The sequence below is a fragment of the Streptomyces sp. NPDC005266 genome, assembly GCF_040607655.1.
In the GTDB taxonomy this organism is placed as follows: domain Bacteria; phylum Actinomycetota; class Actinomycetes; order Streptomycetales; family Streptomycetaceae; genus Streptomyces.
The window spans coordinates 621,651-637,086 of sequence record NZ_JBEXHC010000001.1 but is presented as its reverse complement, the minus strand read 5'-3'; the positions used below and the strand labels follow the sequence as shown (position 1 = coordinate 637,086).

The 15,436-nt window shown below is 72.6% G+C and carries 11 protein-coding genes and 1 pseudogene; 8 read left to right on the top strand and 4 right to left on the bottom strand.

Annotated elements, in window-relative coordinates:
- Positions 1-46 precede the first annotated feature (46 nt).
- A complete protein-coding gene (locus ABZU99_RS02920; RefSeq protein ID WP_356044084.1) occupies positions 47-1,552 on the top strand; it encodes a histidine kinase in 1,506 nt (501 codons plus the stop codon).
- A gap of 78 nt (positions 1,553-1,630) precedes the next feature.
- Here the strand turns inward: ABZU99_RS02920 and ABZU99_RS02915 are convergent, their stop codons facing one another.
- From ABZU99_RS02915 to ABZU99_RS02905, 3 genes are all read right to left on the bottom strand, one after another.
- Complete coding sequence (locus ABZU99_RS02915; protein ID WP_355943620.1) at positions 1,631-1,969, bottom strand: transposase; 339 nt, start codon at positions 1,967-1,969, stop codon at positions 1,631-1,633.
- A 74-nt stretch (positions 1,970-2,043) separates the two neighbouring features.
- Positions 2,044-2,523, bottom strand: coding sequence for an SUKH-3 domain-containing protein (locus ABZU99_RS02910; protein ID WP_355943618.1), 480 nt, complete (start codon positions 2,521-2,523; stop codon positions 2,044-2,046).
- A 44-nt stretch (positions 2,524-2,567) separates the two neighbouring features.
- Complete coding sequence (locus tag ABZU99_RS02905) at positions 2,568-3,089, bottom strand: YwqJ-related putative deaminase (RefSeq protein WP_355943616.1); 522 nt, start codon at positions 3,087-3,089, stop codon at positions 2,568-2,570.
- Between the two features lie 196 nt (positions 3,090-3,285).
- On the opposite strand from ABZU99_RS02905, the gene ABZU99_RS02900 reads away from it, so the two are divergent.
- From ABZU99_RS02900 to ABZU99_RS02890, 3 genes are all read left to right on the top strand, one after another.
- Positions 3,286-4,263, top strand: a complete 978-nt coding sequence (locus tag ABZU99_RS02900; protein WP_355943614.1) for an SMI1/KNR4 family protein — start codon at positions 3,286-3,288, stop codon at positions 4,261-4,263.
- Positions 4,264-4,268: 5 nt separating this feature from the next.
- Positions 4,269-7,193: an SUKH-4 family immunity protein gene (locus ABZU99_RS02895; RefSeq protein ID WP_355943612.1), complete on the top strand. Its 2,925-nt coding sequence runs from the start codon at positions 4,269-4,271 to the stop codon at positions 7,191-7,193.
- Between the two features lie 239 nt (positions 7,194-7,432).
- Complete coding sequence (locus ABZU99_RS02890; RefSeq protein ID WP_355943610.1) at positions 7,433-8,350, top strand: cellulose-binding protein; 918 nt, start codon at positions 7,433-7,435, stop codon at positions 8,348-8,350.
- A gap of 321 nt (positions 8,351-8,671) precedes the next feature.
- On the opposite strand, the gene ABZU99_RS02885 is transcribed toward ABZU99_RS02890, so the two are convergent.
- Entirely contained in the window at positions 8,672-10,228 is a 1,557-nt protein-coding gene (locus ABZU99_RS02885) for an MFS transporter (RefSeq protein WP_355943676.1), read from the bottom strand.
- Between the two features lie 451 nt (positions 10,229-10,679).
- On the opposite strand from ABZU99_RS02885, the gene ABZU99_RS02880 reads away from it, so the two are divergent.
- From ABZU99_RS02880 to ABZU99_RS02865, 4 genes and pseudogenes are all read left to right on the top strand, one after another.
- Complete coding sequence (locus ABZU99_RS02880; RefSeq protein WP_355943608.1) at positions 10,680-11,468, top strand: ABC transporter ATP-binding protein; 789 nt, start codon at positions 10,680-10,682, stop codon at positions 11,466-11,468.
- On the top strand, positions 11,465-14,041 hold the full coding sequence (locus tag ABZU99_RS02875) for an FtsX-like permease family protein (protein ID WP_355943606.1): 2,577 nt from the start codon (positions 11,465-11,467) through the stop codon (positions 14,039-14,041). Before ABZU99_RS02880 ends, ABZU99_RS02875 begins: the two co-directional genes overlap by 4 nt.
- A 136-nt stretch (positions 14,042-14,177) precedes the next feature.
- Positions 14,178-14,342: pseudogene (locus ABZU99_RS02870) on the top strand (DUF397 domain-containing protein); the annotation flags it as partial.
- Positions 14,343-14,434: 92 nt separating this feature from the next.
- On the top strand, positions 14,435-15,421 hold the full coding sequence (locus tag ABZU99_RS02865) for an aldo/keto reductase (protein ID WP_355943604.1): 987 nt from the start codon (positions 14,435-14,437) through the stop codon (positions 15,419-15,421).
- Positions 15,422-15,436 lie beyond the last annotated feature (15 nt).

Below are 15,436 nucleotides of genomic sequence, written 5' to 3'. Positions count from 1 at the left end.
CGTGTCCCCCGGAAAAGCGCTGGCGCCCGGCCGTAGTCTGGTCGCTATGAGTGGTACGGGGGCAGTCGAGGCGGCGGGCGCGCGGGGCGCGCCCGCTGGGCCGTGGTGGTGGCCACGGCGACGGAGCATGGTGCTGGACGTGACGCTCGGCGTCGCGTCGGCGGTCGAGTGTTCGGTGGAGGGCGTCGGGTTCGCGCACGACGCCCGGATTCCGGTGGGGTTCGGGGTCGCGCTCGGGCTGCTCGTCGGAGCGGTGCTGGTGCTGCGGCGGCGCTGGGCGATCGCGGTCGTGCTGATATCCATCGCCGTCACCCCCGCCGAAATGGGGCTGCTGCTCAGCGTCGTCGGGCTCTACACCCTCACCGCCTCGGAGGTGCCACGGCGGATCTCGGCGGTGCTGGCGGGGATGTCCGGCGCCGGGACCTTCCTCGTCACGTTGATCCGCTTCCGGCAGGACAACCACCCGAGCGGCTGGGGCACGTCCCTGTGGGAGGCCCCGTTCTTCTCGCTGGTGATCACCCTGGCGCTGACCGCCCCGCCCGTGCTGCTGGGCCTGTATGTGCGGGCCCGGCGGCGGCTCGTGGAGAGCCTGCGGGAGCGGGCCGACGGTCTGGAGCGGGAGCTGTCGCTGCTCGCGGAGCGCGCGGAGGAGCGGGCCGAGTGGGCCCGTAACGAGGAACGCACCCGGATCGCGCGGGAGATGCACGACGTGGTGGCGCACCGGGTGAGCCTGATGGTGGTGCACGCGGCGGCGCTCCAGGCGGTGGCGCTCAAGGATCCGGAGAAGGCATCGAAGAACGCGGCGCTGGTGGGGGACATGGGGCGGCAGGCGCTGACCGAGCTGCGGCAGATGCTGGGAGTGCTGCGGTCCGAGGACGGCAAGCGGGGCGCGGGCTCTTCGGCGTCCTCTTCCCCGGCTTCTGCCTCCGCCGAGGAGCCGCGGGTTCCGTTGGCCGCCGTCGCGGTGGCCGCGACGGCGGCGGCCCAGGCCGCGGGGGCGGCCGCGCGGGACGAGGAGGTCCTGGGCGGGCCCTGCCTGGCGGAGCTGGAGGCGCTGGTCGGGCAGTCCCGGGCGGCCGGGATGGTCGTGGAGCTGTCCGTGGAGGGCGGGGAGCGGCGGTACGCGCCGCGGGTGGAGCAGACCGCGTACCGCGTGGTCCAGGAGGCGCTGACCAACGTCCACAAGCACGCCCCGGGTGCGCGTACGCGGGTACGGGTCGCCCACCGCACCGCCGAGATCGCGATCCTGGTGGAGAACGGCCCGTCGGAGCGGGGTGCGGCCGACGCGGGCCTGCCGAGCGGGGGGAATGGGCTGATCGGCATGCGGGAGCGGGTCTCGACGCTCGGTGGGGGCTTTGTCTCGGGGACGACGGAGGCTGGCGGCTTCCGTGTCTCGGCCCTCATCCCAGACCGAACGGACCGAACGGACCGAACCGACCCCACGGACCGAACCGACCCCACGGACGACCGAACGGATCCCGCCAAGCGTGCGTCCGCCGAGCGGGCCGATCCGGTGCGGAGCGAGGACGTGGAGCGGGCGAAGAGCGCGTAGCCAGCGCGCTCGCCCCTTCTCTCGCCCTCGCCGCCGGGGCCCCGCTAGGCCCAATGCCGGGACTCTGTTGGTGATCTTTCAGGCCTGTGCGGTGGCGGTGCAGAGGGCGTGGAAACGTGTTGATCGGCGGCGGGCGGTCGTCGGTTCGGCAATCCAGTCGGCGACGCGGGTGAGGTTGCAGGCCAATGCGGTCAGGACGTGCTGGACGTGGGTTCTGGCGAGGCCGCGGTAGCGGGATCGGCGCAGGCCGCAGGCACGGACGTTCTGGGAGAGGGTGGCCTCGATGCCGGCCCGGATCGCGTAGCGCCGCTGCCAGTCCTTGGTCTGCTGGTCCAGCCGGTTGCTGGTCTGGATCTCGTGGAGTTCGCAGGTGGGTAGCAGGGCCAGGGCCCTTGGCCGGGTGGGGCCACCCCGCACACCTCCAGCGAAGCACCAAACCGGCCGACCGTCAGCGCCCCCTGGAGATCACCAACAGAGTCCCGGCATTGCCGCTAGGCCCGGGTCAGCCGGGCCGGGAGCGCCCCGGTGACCAGCGTGGCGAGTGCCGCGTCCACGGTCGCGCCCAGGTACCAGTCCCCGGTGTGGTCGAGGCTGTACACCCGTCCCTCCGCGTCGATGGTCAGCAGCGCCTGGCCGTCCGCTTCCTCGCCCAGCGGGCAGACTTCCGTCTCCAGCGCCCGTCCCAGGTCGCCGAGCGTGCGGGCCAGGTGGAGGCCGTGCAGCGGGTCGATGCGGAAGGGGGTCGGGGCGATCTCGCGGCCCGCTCCGGATGGCTGGATGTGCAGGCCGCCGAACTCGGCCCATGCCTCGACGGCCGCCGGGAAGACGGTGTGCCGGTGGCCGGCGGGTGAGGTGTGGGCGCGCAGGCTGTCGGCCCATTCCTCGGCGCGCCGCATGTCCCAGCGGCCGGGCTGCCAGCCGGCTTCGCGCAGCGCGGCGTCGACGGCGACGGGGAAGCGGGTGGAGTCCATGCGGTCGGTTACCTGTCGTGCCGGTCCGGCCTGTCGTGCCTGGTTCACTCGGCCTCACCCACCACCCGTACGCCGAAGTGGGCCAGCAGCGCCGCGCAGGACAGGCATGGCGGGGCGTAGCTGCCGTGGTGCGGGTCGCCTGCTTCCCGGATCCGGCGGGTGGTGAGCTTGGCCTGCTTGAGGGAGCGGCGGGCCTCACTCTGGGTGAGCGGTTTGCGGGCGGCGCGCTTGGGGCGGCCGGCCTCGGCGTGCGACAGATGGCGGGAGAGGAGGATCGCCTCGGGGCAGCGGCCGGTGAATCGTTCGCGCTGGCCGCTGGCGAGCGCGTCGAGGAAGTCCTGGACCAGTGGGTGGAGCGCGGGTGGCTGGTCGGCCTTGCCTCCGGTGCAGGTCAGCGTGGTGCCGCGAACGGAGAGTGCGGCGGCGACGGCGGGCAGGATGCCGTCGCGACGGTGGCGGAGCGGAGGCGGGCCGGAGTCGGGGTCGACGCTGCTCCATCTCAGCCGGGGGTCGCCGGCCGCGGGGGTGGCGCCGTCGCCGCTCCCGTTGCTCTGCGTGATGTGCATGTGGTGGATCCCTCCCTGTGCAAACCCCCGGTTGCGTTGATCAGATTGCCAAACGCGGTGGCCGCTGCGGTAGTCCGGGGCTGAATGACCTGGTGGGGACGGTGGAGTTCCGGGGCGGGGGTGGCCGACCGGGTCCCCCGGTTGCGGCACCGCATAGGCTGTGCCCAGTAGTCAGCATCAGCAGGGGGCAACCGCCATGACGACAGGTCGGCTCGGGCAGCATGCCGCGCCACCGAACACGGCCTACGCCGGGCAGGTCGTGCATTTCCCGGATCCGGTCCGGGCCGCGCGCCACCCCAAGGGCGTCCGGATGGACGAAAACGGCTTTCCGGACTTCTCGCCGTACGCCCGCGCGGCCGTCGAAATCGCCGAGCCGCCGGAGGGATTCGGCGTCGACGAGCTGCGGCTGACCGACTTCGTCTCGGCGAACGCGGCGCTGTACGCCTCCGGGCACGAGCTGTGGAACGGCTCGTCGTCGGTGGCCACCCCGCACGGCTGGACCTGGCACCATGTCGCCGGCACCCGCCGTATGGAGCTGATCCCGGTGGAGGTCAAGGCGCTGCTGCGGCACCACGGCGGGCTTTCCACCGCCCTTGTCGACCAGGACAAGCGCGGCACCCGCCCGCTGCAGGAGACCCGGCCGGTCCACTTCGGGCTGCCGGTCCGGGGCCTGTCGGTCACCGAGGAACAGGTGCTGGGCGTCGAGGAGGACCTCGGCTACCGGCTGCCCGAGTCCTACCGTGCCTTCCTCAAGGCGGCGGGCGGCTGCGCACCGGTCGGGGCGGCGCTCGACCCGCAGCTGGGGCTGCTGATCGACCAGCCGTTCTTCACGGTGCGCGACGAGGCGGCGGTCAATGACCTCGTGTATGTCAACAAGTGTCTGCGGGACCACTTCACCAAGGACTATCTGGGCGTGGGCTTCGTCCAGGGCGGCGTGATCGCGGTCAAGGTGAAGGGGGAGGCGATCGGTTCGGTGTGGTTCTGCGCGTACGACGACGCGCGGGACCGCGACGGCTGGACGGTCCAGGAGCGGGTGGAGCGGCTGCTGCTGCCGTGCGGTGAGGACTTCGACACCTTTCTGCTGCGGCTGGCGGGCAGTCCGCCGGAGCTGGAGACCGTGGCGAACCTGATGGTGGACGGCGGATTCGCGTACGCCGTCCCGGTGGAGGGGTGAGCGCGATGGTGACCTTCGCACAGGCGCAGGAGCGCGCGGAACTCTGGATCAACGGCGATGTGCCCGCCTATCAGCGGCGCGAGGTACGGGTCCGGGAGTTCGAACTCGGCTTCGTGGTCTGGGCCGAGGACCGCCCGGACGGACCGGTCTCGGACGCGCGGTCCGAGGGCGCGCGGCTGGTCATCGCCCGCGACAGCGGGGACACCACGCTGTGGCCGGCGCTGCCGGTGGGCGAGGTCGTCCGCCGCTACGAGGAGCGGTACGGCGCGACCGACGAGATCGCCGAGGAGAGGTCCGGCGCGCGCCAGCAGCGCATCGACCTGAACGCGACGTCCTTCCTGCTGACGCCACCGGAGTGGCTGCAGGAGGCGGCGGACGCGATGAGCCTCCCGGACCAGCGGCTGGACCTCCCCGAGCAGCGGTCGGACGACGGCCCGTCCGATGCGCCGCCCGCCGGGGGACCGGCCCCTGAGGCTCCCGCCGCTGCGGATCCGGTTCCCGCCGCGCCGGTGGACGACTGGCCGTCGAGCGGCACCCCGGGTGCGGGCTCCGCGCCGGGCCCCGGATCCGGTCTGTCGTCGCGCAGGGCCGCGGCCGAGGACGACTGGCCGTCCAACGGCGCTGGGCGTGGCGGGCGCGATACCGCGGACGACGAGCCGCAGGACGCTCCGCCGGCGCCGGGCGCGCCCGGCGCCCCGGCGGCTCCGGCCGCCGATGAGGGGTGGCGGAACACTCCGCCGCCTCCTCCGCCCGGGGGCGGCGGCCCGTGGGCCCCGCCCGCCCCGGGCGGCTCCGCCGGGCCGTCGGCGCCTCCCGCCACGCCCAGCGGTGGCACGCCCTGGGCCGGGGCCGACACCAATGTCGGGGATGACGACGGCGACGACCGCTCGGTCGCGCCGCCCGCCACCGTTTTCGCCCCGCCGCTCGCGGGCTCCGACGATGGCGACACCCCGCCGCCGGGCGTACGGCCCGATGCGAAGACCAAGTTGATGTCCGCGAGCAGCGCGCTGCCGCCCACGGCCATCGCCCCGTCGTTCGACCTCCGTGGGTCGGCGGGCGGCTCCGACGCGACCCCGGCTCCGGGTGCCGCTCCCGGCGGTGCCCCCGGCGTGGGCGATATCGCGGACGCCGCCACCCGTAAGGCGACGCCCGGCGGCCCCGGCGGACCGGGTGTCCCGCCGCCGCCCGGCGCTCCGGGTACGCCCGGTGCCCGGCCGGGCGCGGGGTCGCACACCCCGCCCCCGCCGCCCGCACCGTCCGGGCCCGGTGCCCCGGGCGTTCCGGCCGGTGGATACGTGCCGACGCAGTTGGTCTCGCAGCTCGACCCCGAGAGCCTCGGCGGCGTCCCGGGCGCACCTGGTGCTCCTGGCCAGACCCCGCCGCCGAACGCCCCGGGCGCGCCTGGAGCTCCTGGCGCCCCTGGTACGCCCCCTGGCGGTGTGCATGCCGCCGCGACGATGCTGGCCGGCGGTCCGGGCGCACCGGGCGCTCCCGGCCAGACCCCGTCGTCCGGCCCGCAGCCGCCCGGCGCCCCTGGTACGCCCTCTGGCGGTGTGCATGCCGCCGCGACGATGCTGGCCGGCGGTCCGGGCACCCCGCCAGGGACCGGTCCGGGCGGCCCCGGCGTCCCGCCGCCGCCCGGTGCCCCGGGCGCTCCCGGCCAGGCTGCCCCGAACGGCCCGCAGCCGCCCGGCCCTCCCGGTGTCCCCGGTACGGGTGGTCCGCAGACACCGCCGCCCCCGCCCGGTCCGGGCGGTGTGCATGCCGCCGCGACGATGCTGGCCGGTGGCCCGGGGGCACCTGGCGCCCCGGGCGGTCCCGGCGCGCCCGGTATGCCTCCGCCCGCCGGTGCGCCCGTGCCGGGCATGGCCCCGCCGCCCGGTGCCGCCGGGGCCGGTATGGCGCCGCCGCCCGGGTATGCGTATCCGCCTCCGCCCCCCGGTCAGCCGACGGTCGGGCCCGGCTATATGGCAGTCCTCCGCTACCGTGCGCAGGACGGCTCCGAGCAGCAGCTCATCCGCCGTTCCGCGCCCGGCACCCCGCACCCCGAGTGGCAGATCCTGCATGAGCTGCGCTCGATGAACGTGCCGCCGCAGCAGGTGCTGGAGCTCCACACCGAGCTGGAGTCCTGCGATCTGCCGGGCGGTTACTGCGCCCGGATGATCCGGGAGACCTGGCCGCAGGTGCGGATCAGCCATACCGCTCCGTACGGGCGCGATCACGCGACCCGCCAGCAGGGCGTGCGGCATCTGCTGGCGCACCAGGGCGAGTTGCACCAGGTGGCGGATGGTCCGGCGCGCCCGGCGCCGAACCGGGTGCCGCTGCCGCACCCCAGCCAGGTGCAGCCGATAGCGCCGGTCCCGCCGGAGGGGCTGGCGCATGAGCTGGGCCAGGCGTTCGGGCCGCAGGGCATCTTCCGCTTCGACCAGCGCGCGGTGTCGCGGATGGGCGTGCCGGAGGTGGTCGCGCAGACGCTGGTGTGGGCGGGGCTGCCGGTGGACTTCGGGCCGTTCTTCTGGGCTCAGGCCCAGCCGGGCCGTCCGGTGCCGACGCTGGCCGAGCTGGCGGCGGAGCGGGGTGTGCAGTCCGCGCCGGACGCGGGCTCGTATCTCGTCATGGGCAATGACTTCGGCCGTCAGCTGTGTGTGCAGTACGGCACGGCGCACATCGTGGCCGTACCGCTGGAGTCGGCGCCCGGCGCTCCGCCGGCGCCTCCGCAGTTCGTCAATACCGGACTGCCGGAGTTCGTGCGGTGCATGGCGCTGCTGGGCCGGATGTGGCGGCTGCGCTACGGGCTGACGCCGGATCAGGCGGGTCGCTGGACGGTCGACTTCCAGGCGCAGCTCGCCGCCCTCGACCCGGCGGCGCCGGCCACGCCGGACAATTGGTGGGCGGTGCTGCTGGAGCAGATGTGGGACGGCCTCCTGTGAACGGACCCATCCGGACAGTCGGCTCTGAACAGCCCGCTGTGACATAGCTCGCGCCGCTCGCGCACCGATCGAGGCGCCCGCCCCCCGTGACGGGGGCGGGCGCCTCGTCGTTGTTGTCACCGCGACCCGGCGACCCTGACCGAAGATTTGGGCGGAGTGTCGCGTTATGGGTGATGTGATGCCATCCATAAAGATGTGCGCCGGAGCGCGTTGCATGCCGGACTAAAGGGGTTCCAAGGATGGGCGCATCGGTGTCACGTCAGGGCTTCACCATTGGCGGGCGGGGCCGCGGCTACCGTCCCGCGCAGGTCGACCGCTATGTGGCGGAGCTGTCCGAGGTGCGCGACGCGGCGTGGGAGCGTGCCGCGCGGCTGACCGTTCTCGCCAATGAACTGGCCGCCGAGGCGGAGCGGCTGCGCGAGGTGATCGCCCAGTTGGCCCCCCAGACGTATGAATCGCTGGGTGATCGCGCCCAGCTGATTCTGATGGCGGCCGAGGAGGAGGTCGGGTTTCTGCGGGCGGCGGCCGAGGCGTCGGCGCAGGAGCAGTGGGAGGCCGCGCAGGCCGCGGCCCGTGTGGTGCGGGACGCCGCCCGGGACGAGGCAGAGCGGGTGCGCGAGGCGGCCGAGGCGGCCGCGCGCTCGGTCCTGGAGTCGGCCCAGGCGGAGGTGAACGAGTTGCGCGCGGCCTCGCGTCAGGACGCCAAGGAGTGGCGGACCGAGGCGCTGGAGGCGCTCAAGGAGATGCGGCAGCGCACCGCGACGGCCCTGGCCGAGCAGGAGCGGGAGCATGCGGGGCGGTGGGAGGCGGCCGGTTGTGAACTGGCCGAGCGGGAGACCGCGATGATCGCCCGCATCACCCAGCTGGAGGAGTACACGCAGGCGAAGCTGGCCGACGCCAAGCGCGAGTACGGGATGGCCGAGCAGGCCGCGCGGCTGCGCCAGGAGGACGCGCAGGCGCAGGCGGCGGAGATCATCGCGCAGGCGCGGGCCCGGGAGGAGCGGTTGGCGCGCGAGACGGAGCGTACGCTGCGCGAGCATGTGGAGCGGCGTGAGGAGCTCAAGGCGCATCTGGAGCATGTGCGCGGCAGCTTGGCGGCGCTGACCGGCAAGCCGGTCGTGGAGGACGCGGGGGCCGGGCCACGCCCCGAGGTCTGACGGCCGCCCCGCCCGTCCGCCTGTCGGCCTGGCCGGCCGCCTGTCGGCTTGGCCGTCTGCCTGTCGGCTTGGCCGTCTGCCTGTCGGCTTGGCCGTCTGCCTGTCGGCTTGGCCGTCTGCCTGTCGGCTTGGCCGTCTGCCTGTCGGCGAACCGCCCGCCTGTCGGCGAACCGCCCGCCTGTCGGCGAACCGCCCGCCTGTCGGCGAACCGCCCGCCTGTCGGCGAACCGCCCGCCTGTCGGCTTGACCGTCCGCTTGTCGGCGTAGCCGTCCGCCTGTCGGCCGGGCGGCCGCCCGCCTGCCGGCCCGGCCGCCCGGCCGTCAGGTGTCGGTGTCGGTGTCGGCGGGCTCCGGTTCGGGTGGTGTGGGGAAGCGGCGCGGGGCGAGGAGCAGCAGCACCAGCAGCGCCAGCACCGCGGCCCCCGCCGAGCCCAGATAGACATGGTCGACGGCGGTGTCCACGGCCCGGCGCAGATAGCCGGCGGCCTGGTCGGTGAGGGCGCCGGGGTGTTCGAGGGCGTGCGAGACGGCGTCGAGGTCGTCGGGGAGTCCGGTGCGGATGCCGGCCGGGGCGTCGGCGAGCCGGGAGGCCAGGGTGGCGTTGGCGACGGCGCCGAAGAGCGCCGCGCCCACGCACTGCCCGACCTGTCGGCAGAAGAGGATCGAGGCGGTGGCGGTGCCGCGCTCGGCCCAGACGACGGACGACTGCACCCCGATGATCAGGGGCAGTTGGAAGAGGCCGAGGGCCGCCCCGAGCAGCAGCATGATCAGCGCGGGCTGCCAGGCGGCGCCGGGGTAGGGGAGGAACGGGAACGCGGCGAGGATCAGCGCGGCGGCCCCGATGCCGGTGATCGCGCAGCGCCGGAAGCCGATGCGGTTGTAGACGTGGCTGCTGAACGCGGCCGAGATCGGCCAGCTGAGCGTCATCACGGAGAGCACGAATCCGGCCGCTATCGGTCCCAGCCCCAGCACCGACTGGGCGTAGGTGGGCAGAAAGACGGTCGGGGCGATCATCAGCAGTCCGAGCGCGCCGAGCGCGAGATTGACGGCCGAGATCGTACGGCGGCGCCAGACCCAGCCCGGAATGATCGGTTCGGCTGCGCGCCGCTCGATCCATACGGTCCCCGCGGCGCAGACCGCGCTGCCCGCGAGCAGCGCCAGCGACGGCGGGGAGAGCCAGCCCCAGGCCACCCCGCCCTGCACCAGGGCGGTCAGCAGCAGCCCGCCGCAGGCGAAGACGGCGAGTGCGCCCGCCCAGTCGATCCGCGGCCGGCTCTCGCGGTGCCGCACCGGTTCCCGCAGATGACGGACGATCAGTGTGAGCGCCAGCGCCCCGACCGGCAGATTGATCAGGAAGATCCAGCGCCAGTCGGCGTATCCGGCCAGCACCCCGCCGATGGCCGGGCCGGCGACGGAGGACAGCGCCCAGACCGAGGAGAGCCTGGCCTGGATCTTGGGGCGCTCCTTGAGCGGATACAGATCGGCGGCGATCACCTGGATCGTGCCCTGGAGCGCCCCGCCGCCCAGCCCCTGGACGATGCGGAAGGCGATGAGGGAGGCCATGTTCCAGGCGCCGGCGCACAGCAGCGAGCCGATGAGGAAGACCACGATGCCGGTGAGGAGGACGGGTTTGCGGCCGAAGGTGTCGGAGAGCTTTCCGTACACCGGCAGCGTGACCGTGACGGCGAGCAGATAGCCGGAGAAGAGCCAGGAGAAGACGGAGAAGCCGCCGAGGTCGCCGACGATCTGCGGAACGGCGGTCGAGATGATGGTCGAGTCGAGGGCGGCCAGCGCCATGCCGAGCATCAGGGCGGCGGCGACGGGACGGCGGCCGCGGGGGGTCGGCGGAGCGGAAGCCGCCTCGGACCCGGGGGGTATGGGGCCGGTGTCCGTAGGCCGTCGCGCGGTGCCGCCCACCGTGGCGCTCTCCCTCCGCCGGTCAATACCGGTCTGGGCCAAAATTCTTGTACGACCCACCATTCCATGCCGGCTCAGGGCAGGGGAAGAACGCATCAGGGCTGCCCAGGCCGGGGACTTGAGCCTGACGCCGGGGAAGGCTGCACGATCGACCCCGAGGCAGGCTCCACCTGAGGGCCTACACCCCTAGGGGACCTCCACCCTTTCCTCCTACCCGTGGTTCGTTCCGGCGGAGGAGGAGCCGGGGCCCCGGGCTCCTTAGTGTTGCTACGGGCAGCGCGACCGAGGGGGTGGGGCTGGCCCCACCGCGAAGAGGGAGTCATTCCCCATCGCGGGGGTTCCCGGATCCCGGCAGGCTAAGACGTGCCATCCGCGAACCGAGATCGCTGATCACTCACCATAGGAGAGCACCGTGACAACGGCCGTATCGATTCCCAGGACCGGGGGCAGCGGAGGACATACGGCTGTTGCCGCCCGTGCACGAAAGGTCGTCAAGGCGTACGGCTCGGGCGAGACCCGGGTGGTCGCGCTCGACCATGTGGACGTGGACATCGCCCGCGGTGAGTTCACCGCGATCATGGGCCCGTCCGGCTCCGGCAAGTCGACGCTGATGCACTGCCTCGCGGGTCTGGACACCGTCACCTCCGGCCAGATCTTCCTCGACGAGACCGAGATCACCGGTCTCAAGGACAAGAAGCTCACCAAGCTGCGCCGGGACCGGGTCGGCTTCATCTTCCAGGCGTTCAATCTGCTGCCGACGCTCAGCGCTATCGAGAACATCACGCTCCCGATGGACATCGCGGGCCGTAAGCCCGAGCGCGCCTGGCTGGACCGGGTGGTGGAGACCGTGGGGCTCAGCAGCCGGCTGGGGCACCGGCCGAACCAGCTCTCCGGCGGTCAGCAGCAGCGGGTCGCCGTGGCGCGGGCCCTCGCCGCCCGCCCCGAGATCATCTTCGGTGACGAGCCGACCGGAAACCTGGACTCGCGGGCCGGTGCCGAGGTACTGGGCTTCCTGCGGCGCTCGGTGGACGAGCTGGGCCAGACCATCGTGATGGTCACCCATGACCCGGTCGCCGCCTCCTACGCCAACCGGGTGCTCTACCTGGCCGACGGCAAGATCGTGGACGAGATGCACAACCCGACCGCTGATCTGGTCCTTGAGCGCATGAAGCACTTCGACGCGCGCGGGCGGGTGTCATGACCGTCCTCAAGACCTCGCTGCGCAACTTCGTCGCGCACAAGGGACGGATGGCGCTGTCCGCCATCGCCGTCCTGCTGTCGGTGGCGTTCGTCTGCGGCACCCTCGTCTTCACCGACACCGCCAACGCCACCTTCGACCAGCTCTTCGCGAAGACGGCGTCGGACGTCTCCGTCAGCCCGAAGAACGCGCCCAAGGACGACGAGCCGCAGAGCGGCAGGATCGAGACGCTGCCCGGCGCCCAGCTCGCCCAGCTGAAGAAGGTCAAGGGCGTCAAGTCGGTGATCGGCGAGGTGACCAGCCAGTCGGTCGCCGTCGTCGACGGCAGGAACCACGACATCGGCCCGAACACCGGAGCCCCGACCGTCGCCACCAACTGGGACCCGACCGAGAGCCGGTCGGTGAAGCTCACCTCCGGAAAGGCGCCGCGCGGCCCCACCCAGGTGATGCTCGACGCCGACACCGCCAAGCGCAAGAAGTTGAAGATCGGCGACGAGCTGCGGATCATCGCCACGCCCGGTGAGACGCGTGCGAAGATCGTCGGCCTCGCGACCTTCAAGGTGACCAACCCCGGCGCCACGATCGTCTACATGGACGACGCCACCGCGCAGCGGAAGCTGCTCGGCGCCCCGGGCACGTACACGGGCTTCGCCCTCACCGCCCGGCCCGGCGTCAGCAATGAGCAGCTGAAGAAGAACGTCATCGCCGAGATCGGCACCGGGTTCAAGGTCCGGACGAAGGCGGAGTCCACCAAGGAGGGCAAGGACGACGTCGGTTCCTTCCTGGACGTCATGAAGTACGCGATGCTCGGCTTCGCCGGGATCGCCGTCCTCGTGGGAATCTTCCTGATCGTCAACACCTTCTCGATGCTGGTCACCCAGCGCACCCGCGAGATCGGCCTGATGCGCGCCATCGGGTCGAGCCGCCGGCAGATCAACCGGTCCGTGCTCATCGAGGCGCTGCTGCTCGGCGTCGTCGGTTCGGTGCTCGGCATCTTCGGCGGCATCGGCCTCGCCGTCGGACTGATGAAGTTCATGGGCAACGCCGGGCTGAACCTGAGCACCGATCAGCTGACGGTGAAGACCACCACGCCCGTCATCGGACTCACCATCGGCGTCGTCGTCACCGTCATCGCCGCCTACCTCCCCGCCCGCCGGGCCGGGAAGATCTCCCCGATGGCGGCCCTGCGCGACGCGGGCACCCCGGCGGACGTCAAGGCCGGCCGGATCCGGGCCGCGATCGGTCTGCTGCTCACCGCGGGCGGCGCGGCGGCGCTGGTCGCGGCGGGGAGCGCCGACAAGGCGGTCGACGGCTCGCTGTTCCTCGGCCTCGGCGTGGTGCTGAGCCTCATCGGTTTCATCGTGATCGGCCCGCTGCTGGCCGGTCTGGTGGTCCGGGCGCTCGCCACCGTCGTGCTGCGGATGTTCGGCCCGGTCGGCAGGCTGGCCGAGCGCAACGCGCTGCGCAATCCGCGCCGCACCGGTGCCACGGGCGCGGCCCTGATGATCGGCCTCGCGCTGGTCGCCTGTCTGTCGGTGGTCGGCTCCTCGATGGTCGCCTCGGCCAGCGACGAGCTCGACAAGTCGGTCGGCGCGGACTTCATCATCCTGCCGAACGGCCCCGGCAAGTCGTTCACCCCGAAGATCGAGAAGGCGGTGCAGGCGGGCAAGGGCCTCAAGCACGTCAGCGATGTGAAGAACATCGACGGCGCCAAGCTCACCCTGCCGGACGGGGAGACGGTCACCAAGAGCCTGAACGCCGCCGACCCGACCTACGCGGAGGACCTGCGCACCCCGGTCGTCGAGGGCAACCTGTCCGATGCCTACGGCAAGGACGCCATGTCCGTCCCCGAGGGCTTCGCCAAGGACCACAAGGTCAACAAGGGCGACACCCTGACCGTCGCCTTCGCGCACGGCAAGACGGCCAAGCTGACCGTCGCCGCGATCACCTCGGACGACACCTCGCTCGACAAGGGCGCGCTGTACCTCGACATCGCCACTGTCGAGCGCTATGTCCCGGCCGACCGGGTCCCGGCGGACGTGATGATGCTGGCGCAGGCCAAGGAGGGCCAGGAGGACGCGGCGTACACGTCCCTCAAGTCCCAGCTCGACAACTACCCGTACATCAAGGTCCGCGACCAGACCGACTACAAGAAGGAGATGGAGAACCAGATCGGCCAGCTGCTCAACCTGGTCTACGGCCTGCTGGCGCTCGCCATCATCGTCGCCGTCCTCGGCGTGGTGAACACCCTCGCCCTGTCGGTCGTCGAGCGGACCCGTGAGATCGGCCTGATGCGCGCCATCGGCCTCTCGCGCCGCCAGATGCGCCGCATGATCCGTCTGGAGTCCGTCGTCATCGCCCTCTTCGGCGCGCTGCTGGGCCTGGGGCTCGGCATGGGCTGGGGCGCCACGGCGCAGAAGCTGCTGGCGCTGGAGGGCCTGAAGACCCTGGAGATCCCCTGGCCCACGATCATCACGGTCTTCATCGGCTCGGCCGTGGTGGGCCTGGTCGCGGCGCTGATCCCGGCCTTCCGGGCGGCCCGGATGAACGTGCTGAACGCGATCGCGACCGAGTAGCACCCAGGAGCGGGACAAGAACGCTGCCCCTCCATGGGGGAGGGGCGGCACGGCCGGCCGGCCCGATGCGCGACGGGGGTGCGCACCGGGCCGGCTTTCTGCCGTTCCGGCGCGCTTCCGTGTCGCTTTCCGCAAGTCAAGTCACAGTGACCCATATGAGGAGTGCGCGGAGGTGGCCACCAACGTCCCCGGCAGCGTGGCCATACGCGACTCAAAGCGCCCCGACGGTTCCATACTCCGGTGCACACCCACGGCCTGGGCGGCCTTCCGGGCCGCCCTGACCGAGGGGCGGATCGGCTAGGCGGGCCGCACGGGGGCGCCCGCGCCCTGGACGGTTGACTTCGAGTGCGCTCCAACTCCTAGCGTGATCGGCACGACCACCAGGAGGTACACATGTCCAACCTTCCCACCCGCCGTCTGGGCGAACTGACCGTCGCCGCACAGGGTCTTGGCTGCATGGGGATGAGCCACGGCTATGGCGCCTCCGACGACGCCCAATCGATCGCGACCATCCACCGCGCCCTCGACCTCGGCGTCACCCTGCTGGACACCGCCGACTTCTACGGCGCCGGGCACAACGAGGAGCTGATCGGCCGGGCGCTGGCCGGGCGCCGGGACCAGGCGGTGCTGGCGACGAAGTTCGGCTTCGCCAACCGGCTGGGGGAGCCGACCGCGATCCGGGGCGACGCCGCGTACGTACGGCAGGCCTGCGACGCCTCGCTGCGCCGGCTGGGCGTCGACCACATCGACCTGTACTACCAGCACCGCGTCGACCCCGACGTCCCCATCGAGGAGACCGTCGGCGCGATGGCCGAGCTCGTCCAGGCGGGCAAGGTGCGCTACCTCGGGCTCTCCGAGGCGAGCGCGGGGTCCATCCGGCGGGCCCATGCCGTCCACCCCATCTCCGCCCTGCAGAGCGAGTGGTCGCTGTGGACCCGGGACCTGGAGCCGGAGATCGCCCCGGCCTGCCGTGAGCTGGGGATCGGCATCGTCCCGTTCTCCCCGCTCGGCCGCGGCTTCCTGACCGGCCGCTACACCTCGACGGAGAACCTGTCGGAGACCGATGTGCGCCGCAGCCAGCCCCGGTTCGCCGGCGGCAACCTCGAACAGAACCTGGCCATCGTGGACACGCTCCATGAGCTCGCCGCCGAAAAGGGCGTCACCGTCGGCCAGCTCGCCCTGGCCTGGGTGCAGCACCGCGGGGACGACGTGGTCCCGATCCCGGGCACCCGCCGGGAGACCTACCTCAAGGAGAACCTCGCCGCGGTCGCCATCGATCTGTCCGCCGACGACCTCGCCGCGATCGACGCCGCGGCCCCGGCCGACCGGATCGCGGGCACCCGCTACGACGAGACCAGTCTCGCCTTCGTCAACCGCTGAGCCCGCCCCGGGCCC

Excerpts from the sequence above, each read along its gene's own strand:
- ABZU99_RS02875 (WP_355943606.1), top strand. The coding sequence starts at position 11,465 with ATGACCGTCCTCAAGACCTCGCTGCGCAACTTCGTCGCGCACAAGGGA.
- ABZU99_RS02865 (WP_355943604.1), top strand. The coding sequence starts at position 14,435 with ATGTCCAACCTTCCCACCCGCCGTCTGGGCGAACTGACCGTCGCCGCA.
- ABZU99_RS02900 (WP_355943614.1), top strand. The coding sequence starts at position 3,286 with ATGACGACAGGTCGGCTCGGGCAGCATGCCGCGCCACCGAACACGGCC.
- ABZU99_RS02890 (WP_355943610.1), top strand. The coding sequence starts at position 7,433 with ATGGGCGCATCGGTGTCACGTCAGGGCTTCACCATTGGCGGGCGGGGC.
- ABZU99_RS02920 (WP_356044084.1), top strand. The coding sequence starts at position 47 with ATGAGTGGTACGGGGGCAGTCGAGGCGGCGGGCGCGCGGGGCGCGCCC.
- ABZU99_RS02905 (WP_355943616.1), bottom strand. The coding sequence starts at position 3,089 with ATGCACATCACGCAGAGCAACGGGAGCGGCGACGGCGCCACCCCCGCG.
- ABZU99_RS02910 (WP_355943618.1), bottom strand. The coding sequence starts at position 2,523 with ATGGACTCCACCCGCTTCCCCGTCGCCGTCGACGCCGCGCTGCGCGAA.
- ABZU99_RS02895 (WP_355943612.1), top strand. The coding sequence starts at position 4,269 with ATGGTGACCTTCGCACAGGCGCAGGAGCGCGCGGAACTCTGGATCAAC.